Source organism: Lunatimonas salinarum, from assembly GCF_017811155.1.
GTDB lineage: Bacteria > Bacteroidota > Bacteroidia > Cytophagales > Cyclobacteriaceae > Lunatimonas > Lunatimonas salinarum.
In genome coordinates this window covers 172,938-195,285 of sequence record NZ_JACVCV010000011.1, presented here as the reverse complement: position 1 = coordinate 195,285, position 22,348 = coordinate 172,938, and the positions used below count along the sequence as shown (strand labels likewise).

Sequence of the window (22,348 nt, the reverse complement as noted above, 5' to 3'; positions counted from 1 at the left end):
TTATTTTTATGCCCACACCGGAGATTTCAGTTGTAGTTACAGTATATAACGAAGAAAAAAATATTCAGCCATTATTGCAGGCTATATATAGCGCTCTTAAGCACTTGGATTACGAACTCATTATCGTCGATGATGGCTCCATTGACGGTACCGTTAGCGAAGTAAAGCGGTTGGCAAATAAGCGTACTTCGCTGTTGATTTTTAATCGAAACTATGGCCAGACCACTGCTTTGGCTGCGGGCATAGACCAAGCGAAAGGCCGGTATTTGGCTACTATGGACGGGGATTTGCAAAATGATCCCAGTGATATTCCCATGATGTTGGAAAAAGCCAAATCTGAAAATTGGGATGTGGTGGCAGGTAGAAGGGCAAACCGAAAAGACGGTTTTGTGCTTCGAAAAGTGCCAAGTAAAATTGCCAACTGGGTAATAAGAAATACCACCAAAGTGTACCTCTCTGATTACGGATGTACCCTGCGGGTATATAAGTCACATATTGCCCAGCATATGGGCTTATATGGAGAGTTGCACCGGTTTATTCCCGTGCTGGCAAAGCAACAAGGAGCCAAGATGACAGAGGTAGCTGTAAAACACCATCCTCGGATACATGGGCAGTCAAACTATGGCATAGGGAGGACCTTTAAAGTGATGGCGGATCTGATCCTCATGCTTTTCTTCCAAAAGTATTTTCAGCGTCCCATCCATGTTTTTGGGACGGTAGGTTTACTGGCGTTTTTCCTAGGAGTATTGGTAAATGCGTACTTGCTCATACTGAAAATCTTAGGAGAGGATATCTGGGGACGCCCCATATTGTTGGTGGGTTTTATTCTTTTGCTGGGTGGGATTCAGTTAATTACTACCGGTATTATCGCCGAGATCATCGTGCGAACCTATTTCGAATCTCAGGATAAAAAGACCTATCGGGTCAAAGAAATATTCAAAGGTGAATAGTAAGCCCGTCAAACTACTCGTCAAGTTGCTCTTGACGGCGATAGCGATTTACTTAGTGCTTTCCAAAATCGATGCCCAAACGACGTGGGAAGTGATCAGAGAGGTCAATTTTGGCTGGCTTGGGCTCGCTCTTCTGTTTTACATTGCATCCAAGGTATTCTGCGCATTTCGCTTAAATGGCTATTTCAGAGATATTGGGATATTCCTGCCCGAATGGCAAAATGTCAAGCTGTATGCCATTGGTATGTTTTACAACCTCTTTTTGCCAGGGGGAATAGGTGGTGATGGATACAAGGTTTATCTGCTCAAGCGGCGTTTTCAGGTTCCGGTGAAACCGCTTATTCAAGCAGTGGTATTGGACCGGGGAAATGGATTGGCGGTGTTGGTTTTTTTATTATTTGCACTCCTAGTCTTCGTAGAGCTAGATTGGCCTTTCCCGGTATCCCAATGGGTGATGGGCTCGGTTGGAATGGCGTCGGTCATCCTAGCGCTATATTTAATCATGATGTTGTTTTTTAAGAATTTTATGGGCAGTATTTTTTCTACTACGGCTTATTCTACATTGAATCAGGTATTGCAACTTTTCAGTGCATTTTTTATTCTCAGATCTCTCGGGATTTACGATCATGAACCCACCTACTTGTTGGTTTTTTTGATTTCAAGTATTATTTCCGTGTTGCCTTTGACGATAGGAGGCGTAGGCGCCCGGGAACTGGTGTTCGTGTATGCACATGGGTATGTGGGAATAGATAAGAATGCCGCTGTGGCCTTTAGTGTGGTTTTTTTTGTAATTGCCGCTGTTTCATCTCTGAGCGGTATCTTCTTTAGGTTTGACGAAGAGAGTCTTGATAATCAAGGGACTTAATAACTTTTGGGCATGTTTTTGGCCGTAGGGAATGTCCTGATCGGTGGCTGAATTAATTCTTTGGAGCAAAAAATCATCTTTTTTTTACTAGCAGAAATCCAGTTGGCAGGTTCACTTCGTATGTCCTTTCAAAATTAGAAAATGACATAATGATAAAGCGGGTTGTAATTTGGGTATTGGTTTTGGCGGGAGTGTCCGTGACCGCGTTGGCGGCACATATTTACTTGGTCAACAAAGGTATAGATCATAAGGGACCAGCGTTTGCCATGGGCAAATTTATTTTTGAGCAGGAACTGGATGGGGAGGCTCAGGCGGTATTTTCCGATAAACTAAAAGCCCAAGGGGGCATAAAGGACGTTCGGGTCAATGCAGAAGCGCGGTTCTTTATATGCCTATACGAACAAAAAAAATGGTCATCTGATGCCATCATTCACTTTGTGGAGGAACAGTTTCAGGTCTACGCCTACCGGTATCATCCCAGTGCCGAGGAGTTGGCAAGTAGTTGCCCAGCCATTAGTCAGGATTCTTTCATCTTTCGATTAGGTGAGTTCTTTGAGCATTTATTAAACAAAAGATAAATCAATTTAAACCAAACTAACAAGACAATGGGACAAACAACAAGAATATTCATGGCAGGGTTTACCTTTTTATGGCTGGCAGCGTGTAATGTCGATCAAGTAGCGGATACGATGCCTGAGACGAATGCCAGCTTTTATGCAGCGCAGTTGGGAGGGGATGCTAGAGTAAATGACCCGGACAATCCCGGTCAGCAAATAGAGCAGGGCTATTTGAATTTGAGGACAGTCGTGACCAACACCGTAATGGAAATCGCTACAAACGACGGAGGGGTCTACGACGATTTACAGCCATATTTCAGTGTTCTTTTGGCAGAAGTCGGTAGGGGTGAGACCTCTGGATTCTCTACTCTGGTAACTGATTTTACGGATTTGCTGGCGCAGGCCACCGGTGCAAGTAATATTATGTACGATGGGCTAAGCATGGGAGATGCCCATGACCCCAACAGAAATCCGCGTATGAACGGATTGATCAATGACAGTGATTACGATCTTTTTATCCAAGCAGTGGTGGCTGGAGCTGCCCAGGCGGGCATTACCTCACCGGATGTTATCGGTCCGGTTGGGCAGCTTTTGGAATCACTGCGTGATCCAATTGTGCAGCGTGGGGCTGAAGAGCAGCTTGACCTCTATACCAGGCTTGGTGGTTCGGGAATGATCGAGGATCCAGATCGTCAGGGGGAGTATGTGGAAGCAGGGTATTTGGCTCTTCGTAAGGTGGTTACCAGCACGGTACTCGTGATTGCTACAAATAAAGGTGGAAAATACAATGACCTACAGCCCTATTTTTCGGTACTTCTCGCAGAGGTAGGGGATGGAGATCTTTCTGGATTTCAGGGTTTGGTGACGGATTTCAGCGATTTTCTCGCTGCAAATATCGGGTCTCGGCAAATTGCCTACGAGGGATTGAACATGGCCGATGCACATAATCCTGAGGTAAATGCCCGAATGACAGGTAGGATTACTGCGACGGATTATGACTTGTTTGTGGAGGCGGTAGTGGAGGGGGCACTGGAAAACGGTGTTCCAATGGAGGTTATCCAGGAGTTTGGGGCGATTCTTAACAGTGGCGGACTAAGAGGAGCGATCATTCAAGCTTAAGGGGTCACGGAAAATATCGGGCCCTATGCATTACCGTAGGGCCTAATCTATCTCCCTGATTCTTTTTCACCAATCAGTTCCCTTTTATTATTATCCCAAAGCGCAATGAATCAACTTATCGTATTTAGCGTGACATATCAAGATGCCGAGATCGCTATTCGGGAAAAGTTCTCCTTTGACGAAACTGCTGTAAAGTTCTTTAATCAGTTGGCTACAGGTAGGGGTGTGATGCAGGAGTGGATGATTTTGTCCACCTGCAACCGAACCGAAATCATCGCATGGATGCAGCTGGAGCAAGTGGCTGCTGTTTTTGAAGTAATCGCCCAAGCAAAAAAATCAACGGTTGAAGTGGTTCATAGGGTATTTAGAGTGATCCGCGATCAGGACAGTAGCTTAATGTACGTTGGAGAGGTAGCTGTGGGGCTACGTTCACAGATTCTTGGAGACACCCACCTGAGTAATCAGCTAAAAAAGGCTTATGGTCTGGCATGTAATGAGGCAACCGTGGGACCCTTTTTGCATCGGTTGATACAGCTTCTGTTTTCTGCCAATAAGCGCATAGCCAATGAGACGGGATTTAGAATGCACCTTAGTTCTGTGCCCCATGCTGCTGTGCAAATGGTTTCGGAATACCTGTCGATTTTTGCTTCACCGCGGGTGGCAGTGATCGGATATGGGCAGATGGGGGAACAACTGGTAAGGCACTTGGTGTCACGAGGCGTTCGGGATCTGACGGTTTACAATCGAAGTCTTGCAAAAGCCTCTGATTTTTTCCAGGCCCAAGGTATACCGGGCCAGGTACGGAATTTGGCCGAATTGCCGGACCAGCTAGGTAGTTATGACATGGTGTTTTCAGCTATCCACTCGCCGGGGTATGTCATTACAGATCAAATGGTGCAAGGACAAGAACAAACAAATTTTACCATGATGGTGGATTTATCGCTGCCTCGGACCATTGATCCCCTTGTCAATGAGCGCGTGGAGGTGGTGTGTTTAAGCATGGATCACATTCGCGAAGTGACCGAAGGTGCTCGGCGGCTAAAGGCTTCCAGTGTCTCGGATGTGAAGCGAATACTGAAAGAATACTTGCAGAATTATGTGGAATGGAAAGCAGACTATCAGTACCTGCAGATTCTAAAGCAACTGAAGAATTACCTATTCCAGACAAAAGGATCTGGGCAAAGGCTTTACCAAGTACGAACCAGTGTAGAGGTGGAAAGGGAGGTGAATACAATACTTAAGCAGTTTGTGTTTTTGGTAAAACAGGCGACTGATTCTAGGGAAAAGGAATTTTATCTAAGCAGTGTTTGTGAAATTATGAGAGAAGGAAAAATTAAAAGATGAGGTACCTGAGAATCCAAGTAGTGGCGACCTCACGTAGTTATCCATACCCGGCAGAATAGACGATGATTGGCAATCATGGAAACAGTGAAAAAATGGTGAGATATTTTTTGGTGGGATAGTGAGTTGGATAGCCCCGTTGGTAGTTCTTCGGGGCATTTTTTCGTTCCAGTTGAGTTAAACTTCGTTTGATTCACGAATTGCTTTTTCGTAGGCTAATTAACTGAGGGTTGGAAATGGGATTTGCAGTCGAAACGGATTCACACGGGGCATGAAGGGACTGTCTTCCAGCGTGTGAGCTTTACTCAAGCGATTATTTTCAGTAAAGACATTGACAGAGATGGGTCTGGGTGAAAATTTCGCACTAGGAAATGCATCCGATCCTTTTTTCGAGTTTGCTTACAAGGCAATAGGTCTTTCTTACACCAATATGAATTACTAGGACGAATTTGGCGGGAACTATTCTGCCAATGCAATCGGGTTGACCTTTTCCGGGGTCTTTACGCGAAGAAAGTAGTTTGAAATTAAATCAGAAGGTGCTGAAGTAATCAACGGATCTTGCGTATAAGCGCTAAATTCGTCGATTACTTTGGTTTTCGGGAGGATTTTTTTCTCCCTTCCCCGGGTGCTTCAGCCTGTAACACCTCTTGGTGACCGGCCAAGATTTTTTTATTGGTATCGTCAAAAAGAATGGTGCTGTAGAATAGCGGCAAGGAAAAATCGCCATTTTCCCGCATGATTCCGTATTTATCATTTTGCCGTATGAGGATCTGATCGTATGCCTCCCGTCGTAGTTCATCGAAGATCGGAGCCTTGATTTCCACACCCATAGGGTTTATCAACCCGTATTTACCATCTTTCTCCGTCAGGTAATAATTATCGGTCGTTAAGCTGATTCGGTCGTAAAATTCGGGTAGGAGTTCCTTTCCTTCCTGATCGACTAGGTTTGCTTTGCCGCCTTGATAGACGATCGCCAGGCCTCTGAAAAAGTCACCGGTTTTATCGTAGCGATGGGGGACGACGCTATCGCCGTTCAGGTTCACAAAGCCCCACGCAAATCCGCTTCTGGTAGCAGCAAGGCCATCGGAAAATCTCTTTACCTCATCAAATTGAGCTGGAATGACCAGCTGCCCGGAGGCGTTTATAAATCCGTATTTACCACCAACCAAGGCACCATAAAGGCCTTGGTTTCCTGGAAGAATTCGGCTGACATTTGTGGTAGGTTGCACTTCCCATTTGCCGGCAGGTCCCAACAATCCGAGCTTCTGATCCCGGAAGTAGACGTTGTAATGGTTTCCTTCTTCGATTTTCACCTCCGTCATGCCCACGATATCTAGCAGGATTCCGTCTTTTTTCATAATCCTCCGGAGCTTTCCATGGATGTACTCGAGCAGTGTGCCATTTTCCAAGGCAATGCGATGGTAGCTGGTGTATTTGATATCAGCGGTATTCGTTTGGGCTTTTATAAGCATATATTGGCTGCCATCATGAGCGAAAAAATGGTTGTCGCCTAGGTATTCCATGGTGTCAATAATGGGATCGAGGATGTATTTCCCGTCTCTGTTGATGAGTCCATATCCGGTGGGTTCTTTTGAAATGATTACATCCTCGGACACATCCTCCAGCTCCAAGAACATCCTATCCGGCTCCGAAGAAAATGGCAATAGATAACCTTGGGGTGTTTTGGCAATCAACTGGCCATTGCGGGCAAGTCGGGCGGATTCATAGGGTCCGAAAGTTCGGGTTTGCTTTGTGCCTCTATCGTATACATGAAACATGGGGCCTTTCTTGCCCATTAGCAGGTTAAAATAGGACTCAATATGCTCAAATTCAGGTTCAAATACCATGTCTCCGTATTCATGCAAAGCCCCAAAATTAGTGCCTTTTGAGACAATGACCCACGGCTCGAGAAATTGGTGTAGCGTTACATCTTTTAAGGTGAAAAATTCCTCGTAGTCCTGACTGAGGAGGCTTACTTGATTATTTTGCATGTTTACCCTCAGGGAGTTGCCTAAATAATTCAGGTCGCCGTTCTCAATCTTCCTGAGTAATTTGTAGTCTGAATTGTAAATCTCCCAGGTCTGACCCTGAAGGGTGAAGTTAAGATTCAGGAAACCGAAGCAAAAAAGAAAAATGAAATTGGTTTTTGGAATTTTCATAATTTAAGGACACTTTGTCAGGGTGGGTAAAAATAGAGAATTCATCTGTCTTTTCAACCACCGTCCTAAGGTATCCTGAGAAAATAAAAAATTGATTGGTGAAGGATATTGCGGTTTGCCTAATGATTTTCCCTTTCGCCGGTCTTTTCCAAGTCAAAAAGATCGGTGATCAAGTCAATCATACTTTCCGCTTGGTCTCGCTGACAAGCGGCACGCAGCTGAACGACCGGAATTTTAATGATCTTTTGCATCATGCTCTTGGTGATTTTGTCAATAATGGCAAATTCCTTTGGATTAGCGTTTTTTAAATGTCGTTCAAGTTCTTCCTGCCTTATTTGCTCTAACGCATTTTTTAACTTATTGATGGTGGGAGAAACCATCATTTCTTTTTTCCAATTATAAAATTCGGCGATGCTCTCTGAAATAATCGATTCTACCGTAGGAATGGAAGCTATACGTTTTTCAAGGGTTTCACTTGCTTTGCTTTTGATATTATCTACATTATAAAGCAAAGCACCAGGTACATCCTCTATGGAGGTGTCAATGCTTCTAGGGACGGAAAGATCTACAAAAAGCTTATAGCTTTGTATATCTAATCCCTGTACAAATCCTTTGGTAATGAAGGGTTCGGACTTCATGATAGAAGAAACCACCACATCTGCCTCGTTTATGGCCTTGTACACATCCTCAAATGGAATCACCTGAAATCCATACTCCTCTCCGAGTTCCCTCGCCTTATCAAATGTGCGATTGGCAACGGTAACCACGGCAGATGGGATATGCACCATGTTTTTGGCTACATCTTCGCCAATTTCTCCCAAGCCAATCAGCAGAATGCGGGGATTAAGTGTATTGGAAGTAAGTTCTTCAATCAATTCAACCGCAGCGTACGATACGGATGCCGCGCCATCGCGAAAGGCAGTTTCCTGCACTACCCGCTTGTTGGTAAAAAAGATCGTGTGCATTAATCGATGCAAAAATGGTCCTGCCATTTCTAAATCGGCGGAGGTTTGATAAGCACGTTTTACCTGATTGGCAATTTGCATGTCACCGATCACTTGCGCCTCCAATCCTATCGCCACCCGAAACAAGTGATTAATGGCATCCTGATCGTCGTTGAAGATTTCAAAGTACTGCAAGTAGGAAACAGGATTGGCCAATCCTCGTTCTACCCCCATTAACTTGATGATCTCAATAGATAGATCCAGTTCATGGGAATAATAAATCTCAGTACGGTTACAGGTAGACAAAATCAATGTATCTGTCACACTAAAGAATTCCTTCAGTTTAACCAGCAATTCTCTTGAGGAACTTTCATCAAGGGATAAAAGCTCTCTCGTTTCTACAGGTGCACTTTTATAGGATAAACTTAACGCTCGAAACTTATTTTGCATGCTGACTACTGATCTTATCGGCAAATTTATCACAGAATTAGGACGAAGTAAACTAATCCCGCTTCGGTACTCTAATTTAGAAGGCGTCTAAATAATTTGCCTCGATTATTTTTTTTCCTTCATGTGTAGGAAATATAAGGCTAAATGTTGTAAAAAAATTCCCTACAATGTAAATTTCGACGTACTCTTGGTCATTAACCATGAAACGAGCCGTATTTCGCTTTCTAAGGATGTATTTTGGCTTTTCAAGAAGGGAATCCAGAGGTTTTTTTTTGGTCTTTCCGGTTCTTGTCACTTTATATTTTGTGCCGGGCATCTTAGCTAAAATTTTTCAGCATGCGGAGAAGAATCGGTATGCAAGTTACGTTGCCGAGGCACAGGCCATTGCCGATAGGCTGGAACAGGATTCCGAAGCCATTGCGGTCATTGGCGAATTCGCTACCCGTGAAGCAGTAAATACCTCATTTTCACAAGACACCTCCAAGACCACAAAGCGGCAATTTACCAAACCACCGGCACCAGCCTTAAACGTGGTAGCGTTTCATCAAGCCGACTCTATCCTTTTGCAGGCAGTTTCCGGAGTGGGCCCTGTTATTTCCTCCCGAATTATAAAATATAGGGATCGCTTGGGTGGCTTTTACGATGCCGGTCAGCTGTTGGAGGTGTATGGAGTCACCGAAGAGTTGGCAGTCAAGATATACGAAATGTTTCCATTTACTCCATTAGTTCGGGAAAAACTTGCCATGAACGAATTGACAGCTAGGGAGCTTGCGCGGCATCCTTACATCGGAAACAGTGAAGCCAAGGTAATCTATGCGTACCGAAATCAGCATGGTCCTTTTTCCAGGCCGGAGGATCTTTTGAATATCAAAATTTTTACCGAGGAATGGGTGAACCGACTCATTCCCTATATGGCGTTTTAATTTTTATTTTTCGGTTTGCGGTTGGATATTTGCGGTATGTCCTTTTTGCCAGAATCATCGTTTCCAGAATTAAATCTTCCTACGGCCGACCTATCGATTTTTGAGATGGGAGGGAAGCAGTATGTGTATGATCCTATTCGGAAAAAGGAACTGGTTCTAACCCCGGAAGAGTGGGTAAGGCAGCACTTGATTCATTATTTGATCGTGTTTATGCACTATCCGAAAAGCCTGTTTGTGCTGGAAAGGGGACTTTCTTACAATAACCTTGCGAAACGGTTGGATATTATGGTTATGGATCGGAATGGAAAGCCTTTTCTGATCATCGAATGCAAAGCGCCAGAAGTAGTATTGTCCCAACGAACACTAGAACAGGTATTCGTGTATAATCAGCGGCTGCGGGCTAGGTATATTGCGGTATCGAATGGACTAAAGCACGTTGTTTTGGCTTATTCCATGCAACTACAAAACTATGTTCCCATGAAGTCTTTTCCGAAATTTGATGAATAAGTGATATCCAGCGCTAAAATTGCATACAAAATCATGATTTTGATCATAGATTTTGGTATATTTAGCCATTCCAACGCGAGAGTAAACCAGTAATGACAGTTAAAACGAAAAACGTTCCCTGTGAACTTTGCTTAAGTAGGAAGTTTTCCATGTTTGCAGGATTATCGGATGAACATTTATGCAGCCTTTCGGATGCCAAGAATTTTATTTCTCACAAGAAAGGTCAGATTTTATACTACGAAGGAACCAAACCGCTGGGTGTGTTCTGTGTAAATAACGGTGTGGTAAAGATATTCAAAACAGCCTCCAACGGAAAGGAACAGATCATACGTCTTGCCCAGAAGGGAGATTTTGTTGGATACACCTCGTTAATCGGTGAGGATATGTATTCTACTACAGCGACTATAGTGGAAGATGCACAAATCTGTTTTGTACCTAAAGAAACGTTCCTCAATGTCTTGTCCGAGGATGTAGAATTTCATCGACGAATTACCCAAGCCCTTTGCCGAGACCTTGGCGTAATGGAGGGTAGGCTGACCGATGCCACTCAAAAAACCATCCGTGAGCGATTGGCCATGACCCTGCTGAAGTTAGGTGACTCTTACGGGGTTGATGGTGCTGAAAGCCAACGAATCGACATTGTGTTGACTAGGGAAGAAATAGCCGGCCTAGTCGGTACGGCTACCGAGACGGTCATTCGGCTATTGTCCGAATTCAAAAAGGACGAATTGATTGACTTTCAGGGTAAGAAGATTATCATACTGGATAAAAAGGGGCTGGCTAGGTTGTCTGATTTTTATGGCTGAAGTAGTCAGGGATTTTCGCTAAGTCGGGTGATGGGTGTCAGGGCGAGTTTTTTAAACTCTACCTCCGCCCCTTCTGCCTGTACAGCAATTTGTCCCTCGCTAGCAGTTGCATTAAATCCATGGTTGACCAGCTCACCGTTTAACCACACTTTCACTTCAGTCCCCAGGCATTCGATAATCATTTTGTTCCATTTTCCCAGTGGTTTTTCAGATCCATCGGTGAGGTTTAGGATTCGCCTGTTTTGCCCTTCTATCACGCCCCACTTTTCCTTCGGTCCACGCCGCGCTTCCATATCAGGTACGTCGATGTTTTCCATAATGCACCAAAAGTCTCCTGCGTTTTCATGCATCATCTGCACTTCAATCGATTTTGGAAACATTTTGTACAGAGATCTTGGCGTAGAGGCGTGAACAAGTATACCGCAATTTCCCGGTTTTGCAGGGAACCGATACGTTGCCTCGATACGGTAGTTTTTATAGGTTTTGTCTGTAATCAAGTGGCCCTGAGGGGTTCCAAGTGAAACCAATTTCTTATCCCTAACAATAAAGGGAACGATGCCGTCAGGATCGTCGTCGAGGTCGGGTACGTCGATATGCCAACCTTGAAGGTCTTTCCCATTGAATAATGAGATCGTTTGCGCGGTAAGATGATGGGTGGATGCTGATACGAACATCAAGATCAGGGCAAGGGATATAGGTATATGCATATGCTTGTTTTTTACGACAAATTAACGAAAAAGGCCGGATTTTTCAGTCAATCCTTCCGATAACCGATAGTTTTTAACCGGGCGATTTGTGGGCGAAAGGTTGGTCTCGGATAGAGTAAGATGACGAAAGTCATGTTTTGATCCCTCTAATATCACATAAGAGAATAAATTGCACCCCTAGATTTGTAGAAAAAAAATAGGATATGCAAGCCAGAGCTATACCCGCAGAAAACTTTGCCGTACCGGAGGAAATTCTTCAGACATTTTATGGAAAGAAGGTTCCCGAAGGTTTTGAAAAATGGCTGGAGCTTGGCTTTGGAAAGGTAGAGATGGGAGATAAGACGGCACCCAGCCTCTTTCTGGCCCATTTGCCTGCAGTATTGGATTGGCTTCACGGATTGGATTTACCAAGGGCAATTGAAAATGAGCCCTGCCATGTCCCCGTACTATTATATGACAAAGAGTTGGTTTTTGACCGACTTTTGTTTCATTACGACGGAACACCTTCTTCCGCTCGATTGATCAAGAATTTCCTCAGCTTTTTTTCCAATACCATTAAACACAGCAGGGCGACCATTATTTCGCCCAGCTTTATTCCGAAATCCAAGATGAGAGAAGAGCAGGAAATTATACAGCATGTGGTTCAAAGTACCGCGGAGGCATCCTTTATAAAGTTCAACTTTTGCCGTATTGGCGATTTCTGGTCCTATGCGGTCAAACACGAATGTACGCTGCTGGTAACGACCAAAAGCTATCAGACCGATTTGGCAAAGGTTCTTTTTCATTTTTACCGAGGGGGGATGTGGTACGATAGGCTTTCTTTTTATTTAGCACCCTAAATAGTTGGTAATATGATTTTTGTCATGTTTTTCCTTGCCATACTTGGTTAAATTGCTGATATATGTCACAAAAGGCCAAAATAGATACCGCTGATTCCATCAAGACCTGCTACCACTGTGGAGAATCCTGTAAGGATGAACTGGTACAGTACGATGACAAGGATTTTTGTTGTACCGGATGTCGTCTGGTGTACGAGGTGCTTAATGAAAACAACCTGTGCAACTACTATGAACTTGAGACAGCCCCTGGCGGATCGCAGCGGCAGGTGCAGCGAAGGGACGATCGATTCGACTATTTGAATGATGCGGAGGTAAATCGTAAGTTGTTGGACTTTCAAAATGACCAAGAAAGTCACGTAACCTTTTTTGTGCCATTGATTCATTGCGCTTCTTGCATATGGCTATTGGAAAATCTGCATAAGCTAGACGGGGGAGTGGTCTCCGGAAGGGTAGATTTTCTTCGAAAGAAGGTTCAGATCAAGTTTCGTCACGATAAAATTACATTGAGGGACTTGGTGTTGTTGCTTTCACGTATTGGATACGAACCCAGCATCAACCTTTCAGATATCGAAAAGAAGGAAGGGCGGGCCATTGACCGAAAGCTGGTGTACAAGTTAGCCGTAGCAGGGTTCTGTTTCGGGAACATGATGTTTTTTAGTTTGCCGGAGTATTTTTCGGAAGCAGAGCTTTTGGGAGAAGGCTTTAGGGGCCTGTTCAACTACTTGAACGTAATTCTGGCACTTCCGGTATTTTTCTATTCGGCCTCAGATTACTACCGTTCTGCATGGTACGCATTGAAAAACCGCGTGATAAACATGGATGTTCCCATCGTTTTGGGCATCATTGCGCTCTTTTTCTTTAGCCTTTATGAAATTTTTATTTCTGGAAACGAAGGGTACTTGGATACCTTGGGTGGATTGATGTTTTTTCTGCTATTGGGGAAATTGTATCAGCAAAAGACCTACGATACGCTGTCCTTCGACCGGGACTATAAATCTTATTTCCCGATTGCTGTTACCCGGTTATTGCAGGAAAGGGAGGAAGTGATTCCACTTACCAAGCTGAAAGTAGGAGACCGAATCCGTGTGCGCCACGAAGAACTTATACCGGCTGACTGTATCCTGATAGAGGGGGAGGCCTATATAGACTACAGCTTTGTAACGGGAGAAGAAGTGCCTATTGTAAAACGTCCAGGTGAATTGCTTTACGCAGGAGGTAGGCAAAAGGGTTCTGCCATCACGATGACCGTCCAAAAATCGCCGTCTCAAGGCTACCTTACCGATCTTTGGAATAACAAGGCCTTTGAGAAAGAAGAGTCTTACTCCCTAGAGACTCTTGCCAACCGAATCAGTGGTAAGTTTACCTTTACGATTTTAGCGATAGCCTTTGTGGGTTTGGCCTATTGGGGTATCAGCGATATGGCTTTTGGAATAAAGGTATTTACATCGGTGCTGATCATTGCCTGTCCCTGTGCCTTGGCTATGTCCACACCTTTTACCTTGGGCAACACCCTGCGGATTTTTGGTGCCGGTAAGTTTTATTTAAAGAATGCCCAGGTCATCGAACGCATGGCTGCGGTTGATACCGTAGTGTTTGACAAAACAGGGACACTTACCGATCCAGCAAGGGCGAGTATTTGCTATGAAGGAGAGCCGCTTACCACCAATACCAAGGCTATTTTGAAGTCTATGGTAGCAAGGTCTATTCACCCGCTCAGCAACCGTATCTACGCATGGTTGGACGGGGTAGAGGAAGCAATAGTCGCCAATGTAGAAGAACTGAAGGGCAAGGGACTTCGAGGCGTCTATGCCGAACAGGAGTTTCGGCTGGGATCCGCGGAGTTTTGTGGGGTAGAAACGACGTCGGTACTGGAGGGGAATCAAGTCTTTCTGGCTGTAGAGGGACAACGGTTGGGTGTATTTCGTATAAAGAGTGGACTCCGGGACGGAATTGAAGAAGCCGTGCGGGAATTGCGAAGACATAAGGAGATTCACATCCTGTCTGGCGACCAAGACCATGAGCGTGAAAATCTGCAACGAGTATTTGGTGATAGCGTGGTGATGAATTTTGGTCAAAGTCCGGCACAGAAGTTAAGCTATATCCGCACACTGAATACACAGGGGCGCAAGGCACTGATGGTGGGAGATGGGCTAAACGACGCAGGAGCATTGAAGGAGGCACATGTAGGAGTGGCACTTACCGCAAAGGCGACCGGATTTACTCCGGCCAGTGATGGGATAATGGATGCGGATGCGATAACGAAATTGCCCGATTACCTGGGCTTTGCAGAGGTAAGTAGGCGCATTGTGAAAGCAAGTTTTGGGCTATCCTTTGCCTACAACGTCGTAGGGATATCCTTTGCGGTACAAGGCCTGGTAAGTCCGGTTTTTTGCGCCGTATTGATGCCCTTAAGCAGCATTTCGGTGGTGGTGTTTACTACGCTGGCAACCAACTATATGGCGCATAAAAGAGGGATAAGAAAATAAGTCTGATTGATTATGGAAGTAATATTTGTATTAATTGGCATTAGCTTGATCATGGCCTCAGGGTTTCTGTTTTTGTTTATCCGGGCAATGAGAAGTGGGCAGTATGACGATAATTACACCCCGTCAATCCGGATACTGTTTGATCAAAAGGTAAAAAAAGAAGAAGAAAAAAAAGTACCATCAACTAAATCGAAGTAACATATGTCAGGAACTACACTGGAACGGTTTAATTACGACAATAAGATCGTAAAATATTTCGGCGCCGCGACCATTATCTGGGGGCTAGCTGGAATGCTGATCGGGGTGCTAGCAGCTACTCAGCTGTTTCTACCCGAAGCGAATTTGGGAAATCCCTACACAACTTTTGGAAGGATAAGACCATTGCACACCAATGCGGTAATCTTTGCGTTTGTCGGAAATGCGATTTTTGCAGGCATTTATTATTCCATGCCTCGTCTGCTGAAGGCACCCATGTGGAACAAGACCCTTAGCTGGGTCCACTTTTGGGGATGGCAGGCGATCATTTTATCTGCGGTTATCACGCTTCCTCTTGGGCTTACTAGTTCAAAAGAGTATGCAGAATTGGAGTGGCCGATTGACATAGCCATAGCGCTTATTTGGGTGGCTTTTGGGGCCAATATGATCGGAACGCTTATCAAGCGTCGAGAGAAGCACATGTATGTGGCTATTTGGTTTTATTTGGCCTCTTTTGTGACAGTTGCCGTTTTGCACATCTTTAACTCTTTGGCCTTGCCGGTATCGTTTTTCAAGAGTTATTCCGCTTATGCGGGGGTACAAGATGCCTTGGTGCAGTGGTGGTATGGGCACAATGCCGTGGCATTTTTCCTCACTACTCCGTTCCTTGGATTGATGTACTACTACCTTCCCAAGGCTGCCAATCGTCCGGTGTTTTCCTACAAGCTGTCGATTGTTCACTTTTGGTCTTTGATTTTTATATACATTTGGGCTGGTCCTCACCACCTACTTTACACGGCGTTACCCGAATGGGCCCAAGTATTGGGAGTGGCTTTTTCAATCATGTTGATCGCGCCATCATGGGGAGGTATGGTGAATGGTCTCCTTACCCTTCGTGGGGCATGGGATAAGGTACGGGTAGACCCTGTGTTGAAATTTATGGTGGTCGCGGTAACCGCCTATGGAATGGCTACCTTTGAAGGGCCCATGCTCTCGCTCAAAAATGTAAATGCGATTGCCCACTATACCGACTGGATCGTCGCCCACGTGCACATAGGAGGCTTGGGTTGGAATGGTTTTTTAACTTTCTCTATGCTTTATTGGCTGTGGCCCAGGATGTGGAAGACGAACCTTTACTCCACCAAATTGGCAAATACCCACTTTTGGATAGGTACTTTGGGCATTCTATTTTATGCACTTCCGATGTATGTGGCGGCATTGACACAAAGTTTGATGTGGAAGGAATTCAGTGAAGCCGGAAGATTGGCTTATCCCAACTTCTTGGAAACGGTGATTCAGATTGTTCCCATGTACATGCTACGAGCTTTTGGAGGCCTGCTTTACCTCTCCGGGGCGATTTTAATGGTATATAATTTGGTCAAGACAGCCAAGCAAGGATCCTTTCAAGAGGAAGAGGCTGACGAAGCTCCGGCACTGGAAAAGCACGTCAGCCATGGCGGTGAGTTCTGGCATCGGGCCTGGGAGCGTAAGCCTGTTTTCTTTACCGTCTTGGCCACCGTAGCAATTCTGATCGGTGGCGTGGTAGAAATCATTCCAACGATTCTCGTAAAATCCAATGTGCCTACGATCAGCAGTGTGCAGCCGTACTCTCCTCTGGAATTGCAAGGCAGGGATTTGTATATCTCCCATGGGTGTGTGGGTTGTCACTCGCAGATGATCCGGCCTTTTAGGTCAGAAACAGAACGATATGGAGAATATTCCAAAGCGGGCGAATTTGTATATGATCGTCCATTTCTGTGGGGATCTAAACGTACCGGTCCAGACCTTCACCGGGTGGGTGGCAAATATCCGGATAGCTGGCATTATCATCACATGGTGGATCCAAGAAGTATGTCTCCGGGATCCTTAATGCCTCCCTATCCCTGGTTGGCGACAAACCTACTCTCCCATGATGACTTGCCGGCAAAGATCCGTACCATGCAGAAATTAGGAGTGCCTTATCCAGAAGGATATGACCAAACCGCCATCCAGGATTTGCAGGTACAAGCAGGCCAGATTGTAGCGAGCTTAAAGGAATCCGGTGTGGAAGTCTCTCCCGAGTCAGAAATGGTGGCGTTGATTGCCTATCTACAGCGTTTGGGAACCGATATCAAAAAGTCAACAGCTTCAAACCCTTAATCATTTTCAGCCATGCATAAAGAAATATTAAGATCCATAGAAAACATCGAAATCTATCCCATCATTTCTTTGCTCATATTCGTCCTGTTCTTTGTAGGCATGTTTATTTGGGTAATCAGGGTAGATAAGGCGTATGTAAATGAAATGAAAAGCATGCCATTTAACGACAAATCAAAAAATGAAACCAGCCATGAACGTGTTTAGGTCAATAATGCTGTTAGTAGCCGGGCTGTTTGCAGGGATACCTGCTTTTGCCCAAGAGTCGGAGATTTCTTTTTTGAAGGGATTTACATCCATGAGCAGCGGAGAGTCTACACTAGTCATCGTCATGGCAGTGATTTTATTGGTGATTGTCCTGCTGATGGTCATACTGATTTACCTGGTCACCTTTTTGAAGCAGGTACTTCAGCTCGAAAATCCTGCCCTGGCGGCTGAACCTAGCTGGTGGGAGCAGTTTAATGAACGGTTTATCTCAGGAAAGATGAAGCCAATCGAAGAGGAGAAAGACTTGGCATTGGATCACAGTTACGATGGCATCGTGGAGTTGGATAATTTCATGCCGCCTTGGTTGAAGTACCTGTTTTATGTAACCATCGTGTTTGGAGTGGTCTATGTGCTAAATTATCTCGTGTTTGGAATCGGAAAGATGCAGATTGAAGAGTATGAACAGGAGCTGTATGTGGCACAGGTGGAAGCGGAGGCAAGACAAGCATTGGCTGTTTCGATAATAGACGAAACCAATGTCCAGTTTGATGCCACGGGGCCTTCGCTTGCAGCAGGGCAAGCAATCTACCAGAATAATTGCGTGGCTTGCCATGCAGTCGACGGAGGCGGTGGAGTGGGGCCCAACCTCACAGATGAATACTGGCTTCACGGAGGTAGCATTGAGGATGTATTCAAGGTGGTGAAGTATGGTGTAATTGAAAAGGGGATGATACCCTGGCAGGATCAGCTCAGCCCTGAGGAGATGCAGCAGGTGTCCAGTTACATCCTAACGCTAGTAGGTACCACACCGGCAAACCCCAAAGCTCCGCAAGGAGATAAATATGAACAAACCATTGAAGAACCTATCGATGCGCTCACAGAAGATGAACAGGGTGTAGAGGAGGTTTAAGTTGAACCGACGTTACCGGGGATAGCTTCCCGGTAACGTCTTTAGCCTACGGGCAGTCAAAAATGAGTAAAAATAATCCACATATTCAGCCAGATAAATTCAGGGATGCTCTTGCGACCGTGCAGGAGGATGGAAAGCGAAATTGGATTTACCCCAAAAAGGTTTCGGGTAAATTCTATCGCTGGAGAACCTACCTTTCCTGGGTGCTACTGGCCATCTTGTTTGCCGGTCCATTTATTCACATCAATGGGAGGCCTTGGTTGATGTTTAACGTCTTCGAGCGAAAATTCATTATTTTCGGTGCAGTCTTTTGGCCGCAGGATACTTATTTGCTCATTTTTCTGCTGTTGATTTTAGTCTTGTTTATCATACTTTTTACGGTGGTTTACGGGCGGGTATTTTGCGGCTGGGCCTGTCCTCAAACGCTGTTTATGGAGATGGTCTTTCGAAAAATCGAATATTGGATCGAAGGGGATGCCAATCAGCAACGTAAACTGAACGCCATGCCTTGGAATGGGGAGAAGATCCGAAAAAAGGGCATCAAGATGACCATTTTCGTCCTGATATCGCTATTGATTTCCCATACCGTAATGGCTTACCTGATCGGGATTGATCGCGTCAAAGAGATTGTAAGTCAACCTCCCGCCGAGAATATGGCTGGGTTTATTGGGCTGATGGCGTTCACGGGGATCTTCTTGTTCGTATTTTCTTGGTTTCGGGAGCAGGCCTGTTTGGTAGTTTGTCCTTATGGGCGTTTACAGGGAGTTTTGTTGGATAACAACTCCATCAACGTGGCCTACGACTACGTGAGAGGTGAACCAAGGGGGATGATTCGAAAGAACGTGAGTACCGAAGCCCCGGCGCTTGGAGACTGCATTGACTGTTCGCTCTGCGTGCAGGTATGTCCTACGGGTATTGACATCCGAAACGGTGTTCAAATGGAATGTGTCAATTGCACGGCCTGTATCGATGTATGTGACGAGGTGATGGAGAAGGTAGACCGTCCCAAGGGCTTAATCCGATATGCTTCTGAGACGAGCATTAAGGAGGGCTTTCAGAAGCTGATCACCTCAAGGGTGAAAGGTTACACGGTAATATTGGTTTTGTTGGTGATGGCTTTCGTAGGGTTACTGACCACCCGGACGGATTTGGAAGCGACCGTGACACGTTTTAGAGGTATGACCTATCAGGAAAGAGAAGGCGGATTGATCAGTAACCTGTATGAAGTGACCTTTATAAATAAGACATTCGATCAGCAGCAGGTAGCCTTGGTGGCCGAGGACGGAGCTTTTCAAGTGGAGGTCGTCGGCGATACCAATTGGAACCTCGAAGGACAAACCAAATTTGAGGGCCGGTTTTTTGTAACCAAAAGTAAAGAAAGCATGGTGGTCAATCAGGAAAATATCACCTTGTTGCTGCTGCAAAACGGAGAGGTAATCGATAAGGTTAAGACAAGTTTTGTGGGTCCTGTAAACTGATACGAAGAGGTAAAGAGCTGGACTCATGAAATCGAGCCTGCCTCCCGGAAGGCAGGGATTCTCCAGATTCTGATCAGGACATGTTCTGACCGCTTAGGAAAATTATAGACACATGAATTCAAGCAGGTATAAAGCATCATTAAACGAAAAAAAATGGATTGGGGAAAAGGAATTGTATTGACGTTTGTGGCGTTTGCTGCAATTATCATCAGCATGGTCACCATCTGTATGAAACAAGATGACCTGCACCTGGTCACGCAAAACTATTACGAGGAGGAAATTAGGTATCAGGAGCATATCGATAAAGTGGACAACGCCAAATCATTGGGGCTTGCTGCGTTTACCTTTGACGGTCAGGCTAAAGGAGTCGATCTGCACCTTCCGGTAGGCGCAAAAGGGGAGCTTCACCTTTTCAGACCCTCCGATGCACGATTAGATCAGAGACTGGAACTGGAGATTGGAGATGAGCATTCGCAGTTTGTGGATCTAAAGGACTTGAAACCGGGGTATTGGCTGATAAAGCTTACTTGGTCTGCCGATGGTAAGTCGTATTTTCAGGAGGAAAAAGTAACCCTGTAAGATGGTTTGGACGGCGTTTCTCCTTGGTTTTTTGGGATCCTTCCACTGTGTAGGAATGTGTGGGCCAATCGCTTTGGCCGTTTCGGCCAATGATAGGAGCCGTTTCCTACTGAACAAGCTGGCGTACAATGCGGGGCGGGCGATAACCTACTCATTTATGGGAGGCGTTGTCGGGCTGGTGGGATTTACGTTGGGTTTGGCGGGTTTTCAGCAGTGGCTTTCAGTCTTGTTGGGCGGATTGATAATTTTGATGGCGTTTTTTTATCGGAAGTCTGAAAGATGGTTGGGCAAAGTGGGCATGTTTGGCACGATCAATAAACTAAAAACCTCTTTGGGCATTTATCTAAAAAAGCGTGGCCTTTCAGCCTTTTTTATCACAGGACTTTTGAATGGGTTATTGCCTTGCGGAATGGTGTATGTGGCGTTGGCAGCTTCCCTGGCGTTACAAAGTCCTTTGCTTGGGGCGGCATACATGATGGTGTTTGGAATTGGTACCGTGCCATTACTGTTAGTTTTGATGCTGTCCCAAGGGGTGATTTCCGGAAATGTCCGGGAGAGGATGTACGGCTTACTTCCCTATTTCGCGGTGTTCGTAGGTATTCTTTTCATCGTCAGAGGACTCGGGTTGGGAATACATTATGTCAGTCCAATATTGGATATGGCTGGAGCTAAGCAGGATCAGACAGAAATGACCCTGTGTGAGTGAGTACCGTGTCAATCCGGTGTTTTTATTAGATAGCTTTGCTAAACCCTACGTTTTTTGATCGCTGTAAATAAGGGTCAAAGACCATGCAAATGTTTCTGATAAAGGCGATACCCTTTTCCCGAATCACAATTCCCTTTGCATCAAAATCCAAAAGTCCTTCCGCACGGAAGTTGCTCAATGATATCAACCATTCTTCCCTTGCAAATGGAGAATACCCTGCAGGCCACTCGGCCTCGTGATTGCAGATAAGCGAAAGGATCAGCTGTTTTAACGGGATGTCTTCCGTAGTAAGCATATGGCCTTTCACTATAGGGGATTTTCCTTCGAGGATACGCAACTTATAGGATTCTATTTTCTTTTCATTTTGTGCGTAGGCAAAGAATACATCACTGATGGCACTGTTACCGAGGCCAATCAGGATCTTCGAAGGTTTCGTAGTATAACCCATGAAATTGCGGTGCAACGTTTTGTTTTCTTTTGCCAGGCTTAGTGGGTCGTTCGGAAGGGCGAAGTGGTCCATGCCAATTTCCATGTAGCCCATATCCGAAAGTAGGTAACGCCCTGTTTCATACAGCGATCGCTTTTCGTTTTCCAGGGGCAGGAATTTTTCAAAACTTCTTTGGGCCGGGAAGGCTTCGGGGACATGGGCATAGCTGTAAAAGGCTATTCGATCCGGCCTGAGCTCTTGAACCCCTAGAAAGGTATTCCGAATGGTTTCCTGCGTTTGGTGTGGAAGCCCGTAGATCAAATCAAAGTTAATGGAATCGTACCCGATCTCTCTAGCTATTTGGGTTACTTCGGCTACTTTTTCAAATGGTTGAATCCGATGTATGGCTTTTTGAACATTCAGATCAAAATCCTGTATACCGTAGCTTACCCGAGTAAAACCAACTTCGAAAAGGGCTTTCAGGTGATCTCTTGTGGTATTGTTAGGATGCCCCTCGAAGCTAAATTCCGCATGGGGCATCACTTCAACGTGCCGGGTGATGTGCCGAATGAGGGTACTTAGGGATTCCGGAGAAAAGAAGGTCGGCGTGCCTCCGCCTAGATGTATGCCTGATAATTTAGGGTTTGGCGGGAGCAAGGAAACATAGTTCTCCCATTCTTTCATCACCGAAGAAATGTAGGAGATTTCCACCGAATGGTTTTTGGTGATGTGTTTGTTGCACCCGCAGTAGGTGCAGAGGTTCTCACAGTAGGGCAAATGGATATACAGGCTGATGCCCTCCTCTTCGCCAAAGTGATTGTAAGCCTCTTTTATCGCAAGATGCCAATTTGAAGAGTCGACATCGTTTTTCCAAAATGGTACTGGCGGATAGCTGGTGTATCGAGGGGCCGGTACATTGTACTTCTTGATGAGATCGGGAGTAGCATGAGTCTGCATAGCGTGTTTTCCTTTGGCGACAAATTTCGTCCGAGAAGCCCGATCAATTCATGATTAAGGCGCTGTTAAAAACTGATAGATGTCATAAAAAGGCCCTGGG

At 45.2% G+C, this 22,348-nt stretch carries 21 protein-coding genes; 17 read left to right on the top strand and 4 right to left on the bottom strand.

What is annotated here, in order from left to right; all coding sequences use genetic code 11:
* Positions 1–8: 8 nt before the first annotated feature.
* The 5 genes from IAQ59_RS14865 (at position 9) to hemA (IAQ59_RS14845) (ending at position 4,835) form a co-directional block, all read left to right on the top strand.
* Positions 9–950 (top strand): glycosyltransferase family 2 protein, encoded by a 942-nt coding sequence (locus tag IAQ59_RS14865; RefSeq protein WP_209331611.1) that lies wholly within the window; start codon positions 9–11, stop codon positions 948–950.
* The gene (locus IAQ59_RS14860) at positions 943–1,815 is read left to right on the top strand and encodes a lysylphosphatidylglycerol synthase transmembrane domain-containing protein (RefSeq protein WP_209331610.1); all 873 of its coding nucleotides are present in this window, start codon (positions 943–945) and stop codon (positions 1,813–1,815) included. Before IAQ59_RS14865 ends, IAQ59_RS14860 begins: the two co-directional genes overlap by 8 nt.
* A 149-nt stretch (positions 1,816–1,964) precedes the next feature.
* The gene (locus IAQ59_RS14855; RefSeq protein WP_209331609.1) at positions 1,965–2,393 is read left to right on the top strand and encodes a hypothetical protein; all 429 of its coding nucleotides are present in this window, start codon (positions 1,965–1,967) and stop codon (positions 2,391–2,393) included.
* A gap of 27 nt (positions 2,394–2,420) precedes the next feature.
* Positions 2,421–3,491 (top strand): globin family protein, encoded by a 1,071-nt coding sequence (locus IAQ59_RS14850; RefSeq protein WP_209331608.1) that lies wholly within the window; start codon positions 2,421–2,423, stop codon positions 3,489–3,491.
* A 105-nt stretch (positions 3,492–3,596) separates the two neighbouring features.
* Positions 3,597–4,835 carry a glutamyl-tRNA reductase gene (gene hemA / locus IAQ59_RS14845; protein ID WP_209331607.1) on the top strand — a complete coding sequence of 413 codons (1,239 nt, stop codon included), beginning with the start codon at positions 3,597–3,599 and terminating at the stop codon, positions 4,833–4,835.
* Between the two features lie 581 nt (positions 4,836–5,416).
* On the opposite strand, the gene IAQ59_RS14840 is transcribed toward hemA (IAQ59_RS14845), so the two are convergent.
* The gene (locus IAQ59_RS14840; protein WP_209331606.1) at positions 5,417–6,991 is read right to left on the bottom strand and encodes a WG repeat-containing protein; all 1,575 of its coding nucleotides are present in this window, start codon (positions 6,989–6,991) and stop codon (positions 5,417–5,419) included.
* Positions 6,992–7,110: 119 nt separating this feature from the next.
* Complete coding sequence (gene hemA, locus IAQ59_RS14835) at positions 7,111–8,385, bottom strand: glutamyl-tRNA reductase (protein WP_209331605.1); 1,275 nt, start codon at positions 8,383–8,385, stop codon at positions 7,111–7,113.
* A 200-nt stretch (positions 8,386–8,585) separates the two neighbouring features.
* On the opposite strand from hemA (IAQ59_RS14835), the gene IAQ59_RS14830 reads away from it, so the two are divergent.
* The 3 genes from IAQ59_RS14830 (at position 8,586) to IAQ59_RS14820 (ending at position 10,621) form a co-directional block, all read left to right on the top strand.
* Complete coding sequence (locus IAQ59_RS14830; RefSeq protein WP_209331604.1) at positions 8,586–9,308, top strand: ComEA family DNA-binding protein; 723 nt, start codon at positions 8,586–8,588, stop codon at positions 9,306–9,308.
* 36 nt (positions 9,309–9,344) lie between these two features.
* Positions 9,345–9,815, top strand: coding sequence for a type I restriction enzyme HsdR N-terminal domain-containing protein (locus tag IAQ59_RS14825; protein ID WP_209331603.1), 471 nt, complete (start codon positions 9,345–9,347; stop codon positions 9,813–9,815).
* Between the two features lie 92 nt (positions 9,816–9,907).
* A complete protein-coding gene (locus IAQ59_RS14820; RefSeq protein ID WP_209331602.1) occupies positions 9,908–10,621 on the top strand; it encodes a Crp/Fnr family transcriptional regulator in 714 nt (237 codons plus the stop codon).
* A gap of 5 nt (positions 10,622–10,626) precedes the next feature.
* On the opposite strand, the gene IAQ59_RS14815 is transcribed toward IAQ59_RS14820, so the two are convergent.
* Positions 10,627–11,295 carry a 3-keto-disaccharide hydrolase gene (locus IAQ59_RS14815; RefSeq protein ID WP_425342613.1) on the bottom strand — a complete coding sequence of 223 codons (669 nt, stop codon included), beginning with the start codon at positions 11,293–11,295 and terminating at the stop codon, positions 10,627–10,629.
* Between the two features lie 236 nt (positions 11,296–11,531).
* On the opposite strand from IAQ59_RS14815, the gene IAQ59_RS14810 reads away from it, so the two are divergent.
* The 9 genes from IAQ59_RS14810 to IAQ59_RS14770 all read left to right on the top strand — a co-directional run bounded on the left by IAQ59_RS14810 (position 11,532) and on the right by IAQ59_RS14770 (position 20,864).
* A complete protein-coding gene (locus IAQ59_RS14810) occupies positions 11,532–12,167 on the top strand; it encodes a hypothetical protein (RefSeq protein ID WP_209331600.1) in 636 nt (211 codons plus the stop codon).
* 62 nt (positions 12,168–12,229) lie between these two features.
* The gene (locus tag IAQ59_RS14805; RefSeq protein WP_209331599.1) at positions 12,230–14,653 is read left to right on the top strand and encodes a heavy metal translocating P-type ATPase; all 2,424 of its coding nucleotides are present in this window, start codon (positions 12,230–12,232) and stop codon (positions 14,651–14,653) included.
* Between the two features lie 12 nt (positions 14,654–14,665).
* Positions 14,666–14,851, top strand: a complete 186-nt coding sequence (ccoS, locus tag IAQ59_RS14800; RefSeq protein WP_209331598.1) for a cbb3-type cytochrome oxidase assembly protein CcoS — start codon at positions 14,666–14,668, stop codon at positions 14,849–14,851.
* A 3-nt stretch (positions 14,852–14,854) separates the two neighbouring features.
* Complete coding sequence (ccoN, locus tag IAQ59_RS14795) at positions 14,855–16,987, top strand: cytochrome-c oxidase, cbb3-type subunit I (protein ID WP_209331597.1); 2,133 nt, start codon at positions 14,855–14,857, stop codon at positions 16,985–16,987.
* Positions 16,988–16,999: 12 nt separating this feature from the next.
* A complete protein-coding gene (locus tag IAQ59_RS14790) occupies positions 17,000–17,191 on the top strand; it encodes a cbb3-type cytochrome c oxidase subunit 3 (RefSeq protein WP_209331596.1) in 192 nt (63 codons plus the stop codon).
* Entirely contained in the window at positions 17,178–18,101 is a 924-nt protein-coding gene (locus tag IAQ59_RS14785; RefSeq protein WP_209331595.1) for a cbb3-type cytochrome c oxidase N-terminal domain-containing protein, read from the top strand. The genes IAQ59_RS14790 and IAQ59_RS14785 overlap by 14 nt, the downstream gene beginning before the upstream one ends.
* Before the next feature lie 62 nt (positions 18,102–18,163).
* Entirely contained in the window at positions 18,164–19,579 is a 1,416-nt protein-coding gene (gene ccoG / locus IAQ59_RS14780; protein WP_209331594.1) for a cytochrome c oxidase accessory protein CcoG, read from the top strand.
* A gap of 153 nt (positions 19,580–19,732) precedes the next feature.
* Positions 19,733–20,158 carry a FixH family protein gene (locus IAQ59_RS14775; RefSeq protein WP_209331593.1) on the top strand — a complete coding sequence of 142 codons (426 nt, stop codon included), beginning with the start codon at positions 19,733–19,735 and terminating at the stop codon, positions 20,156–20,158.
* A 1-nt stretch (position 20,159) separates the two neighbouring features.
* Positions 20,160–20,864, top strand: a complete 705-nt coding sequence (locus IAQ59_RS14770; protein ID WP_209331592.1) for a sulfite exporter TauE/SafE family protein — start codon at positions 20,160–20,162, stop codon at positions 20,862–20,864.
* A gap of 25 nt (positions 20,865–20,889) precedes the next feature.
* Here the strand turns inward: IAQ59_RS14770 and hemN are convergent, their stop codons facing one another.
* Positions 20,890–22,248 (bottom strand): oxygen-independent coproporphyrinogen III oxidase, encoded by a 1,359-nt coding sequence (gene hemN / locus IAQ59_RS14765; protein WP_209331591.1) that lies wholly within the window; start codon positions 22,246–22,248, stop codon positions 20,890–20,892.
* Between the last annotated feature and the right edge of the window lie 100 nt (positions 22,249–22,348).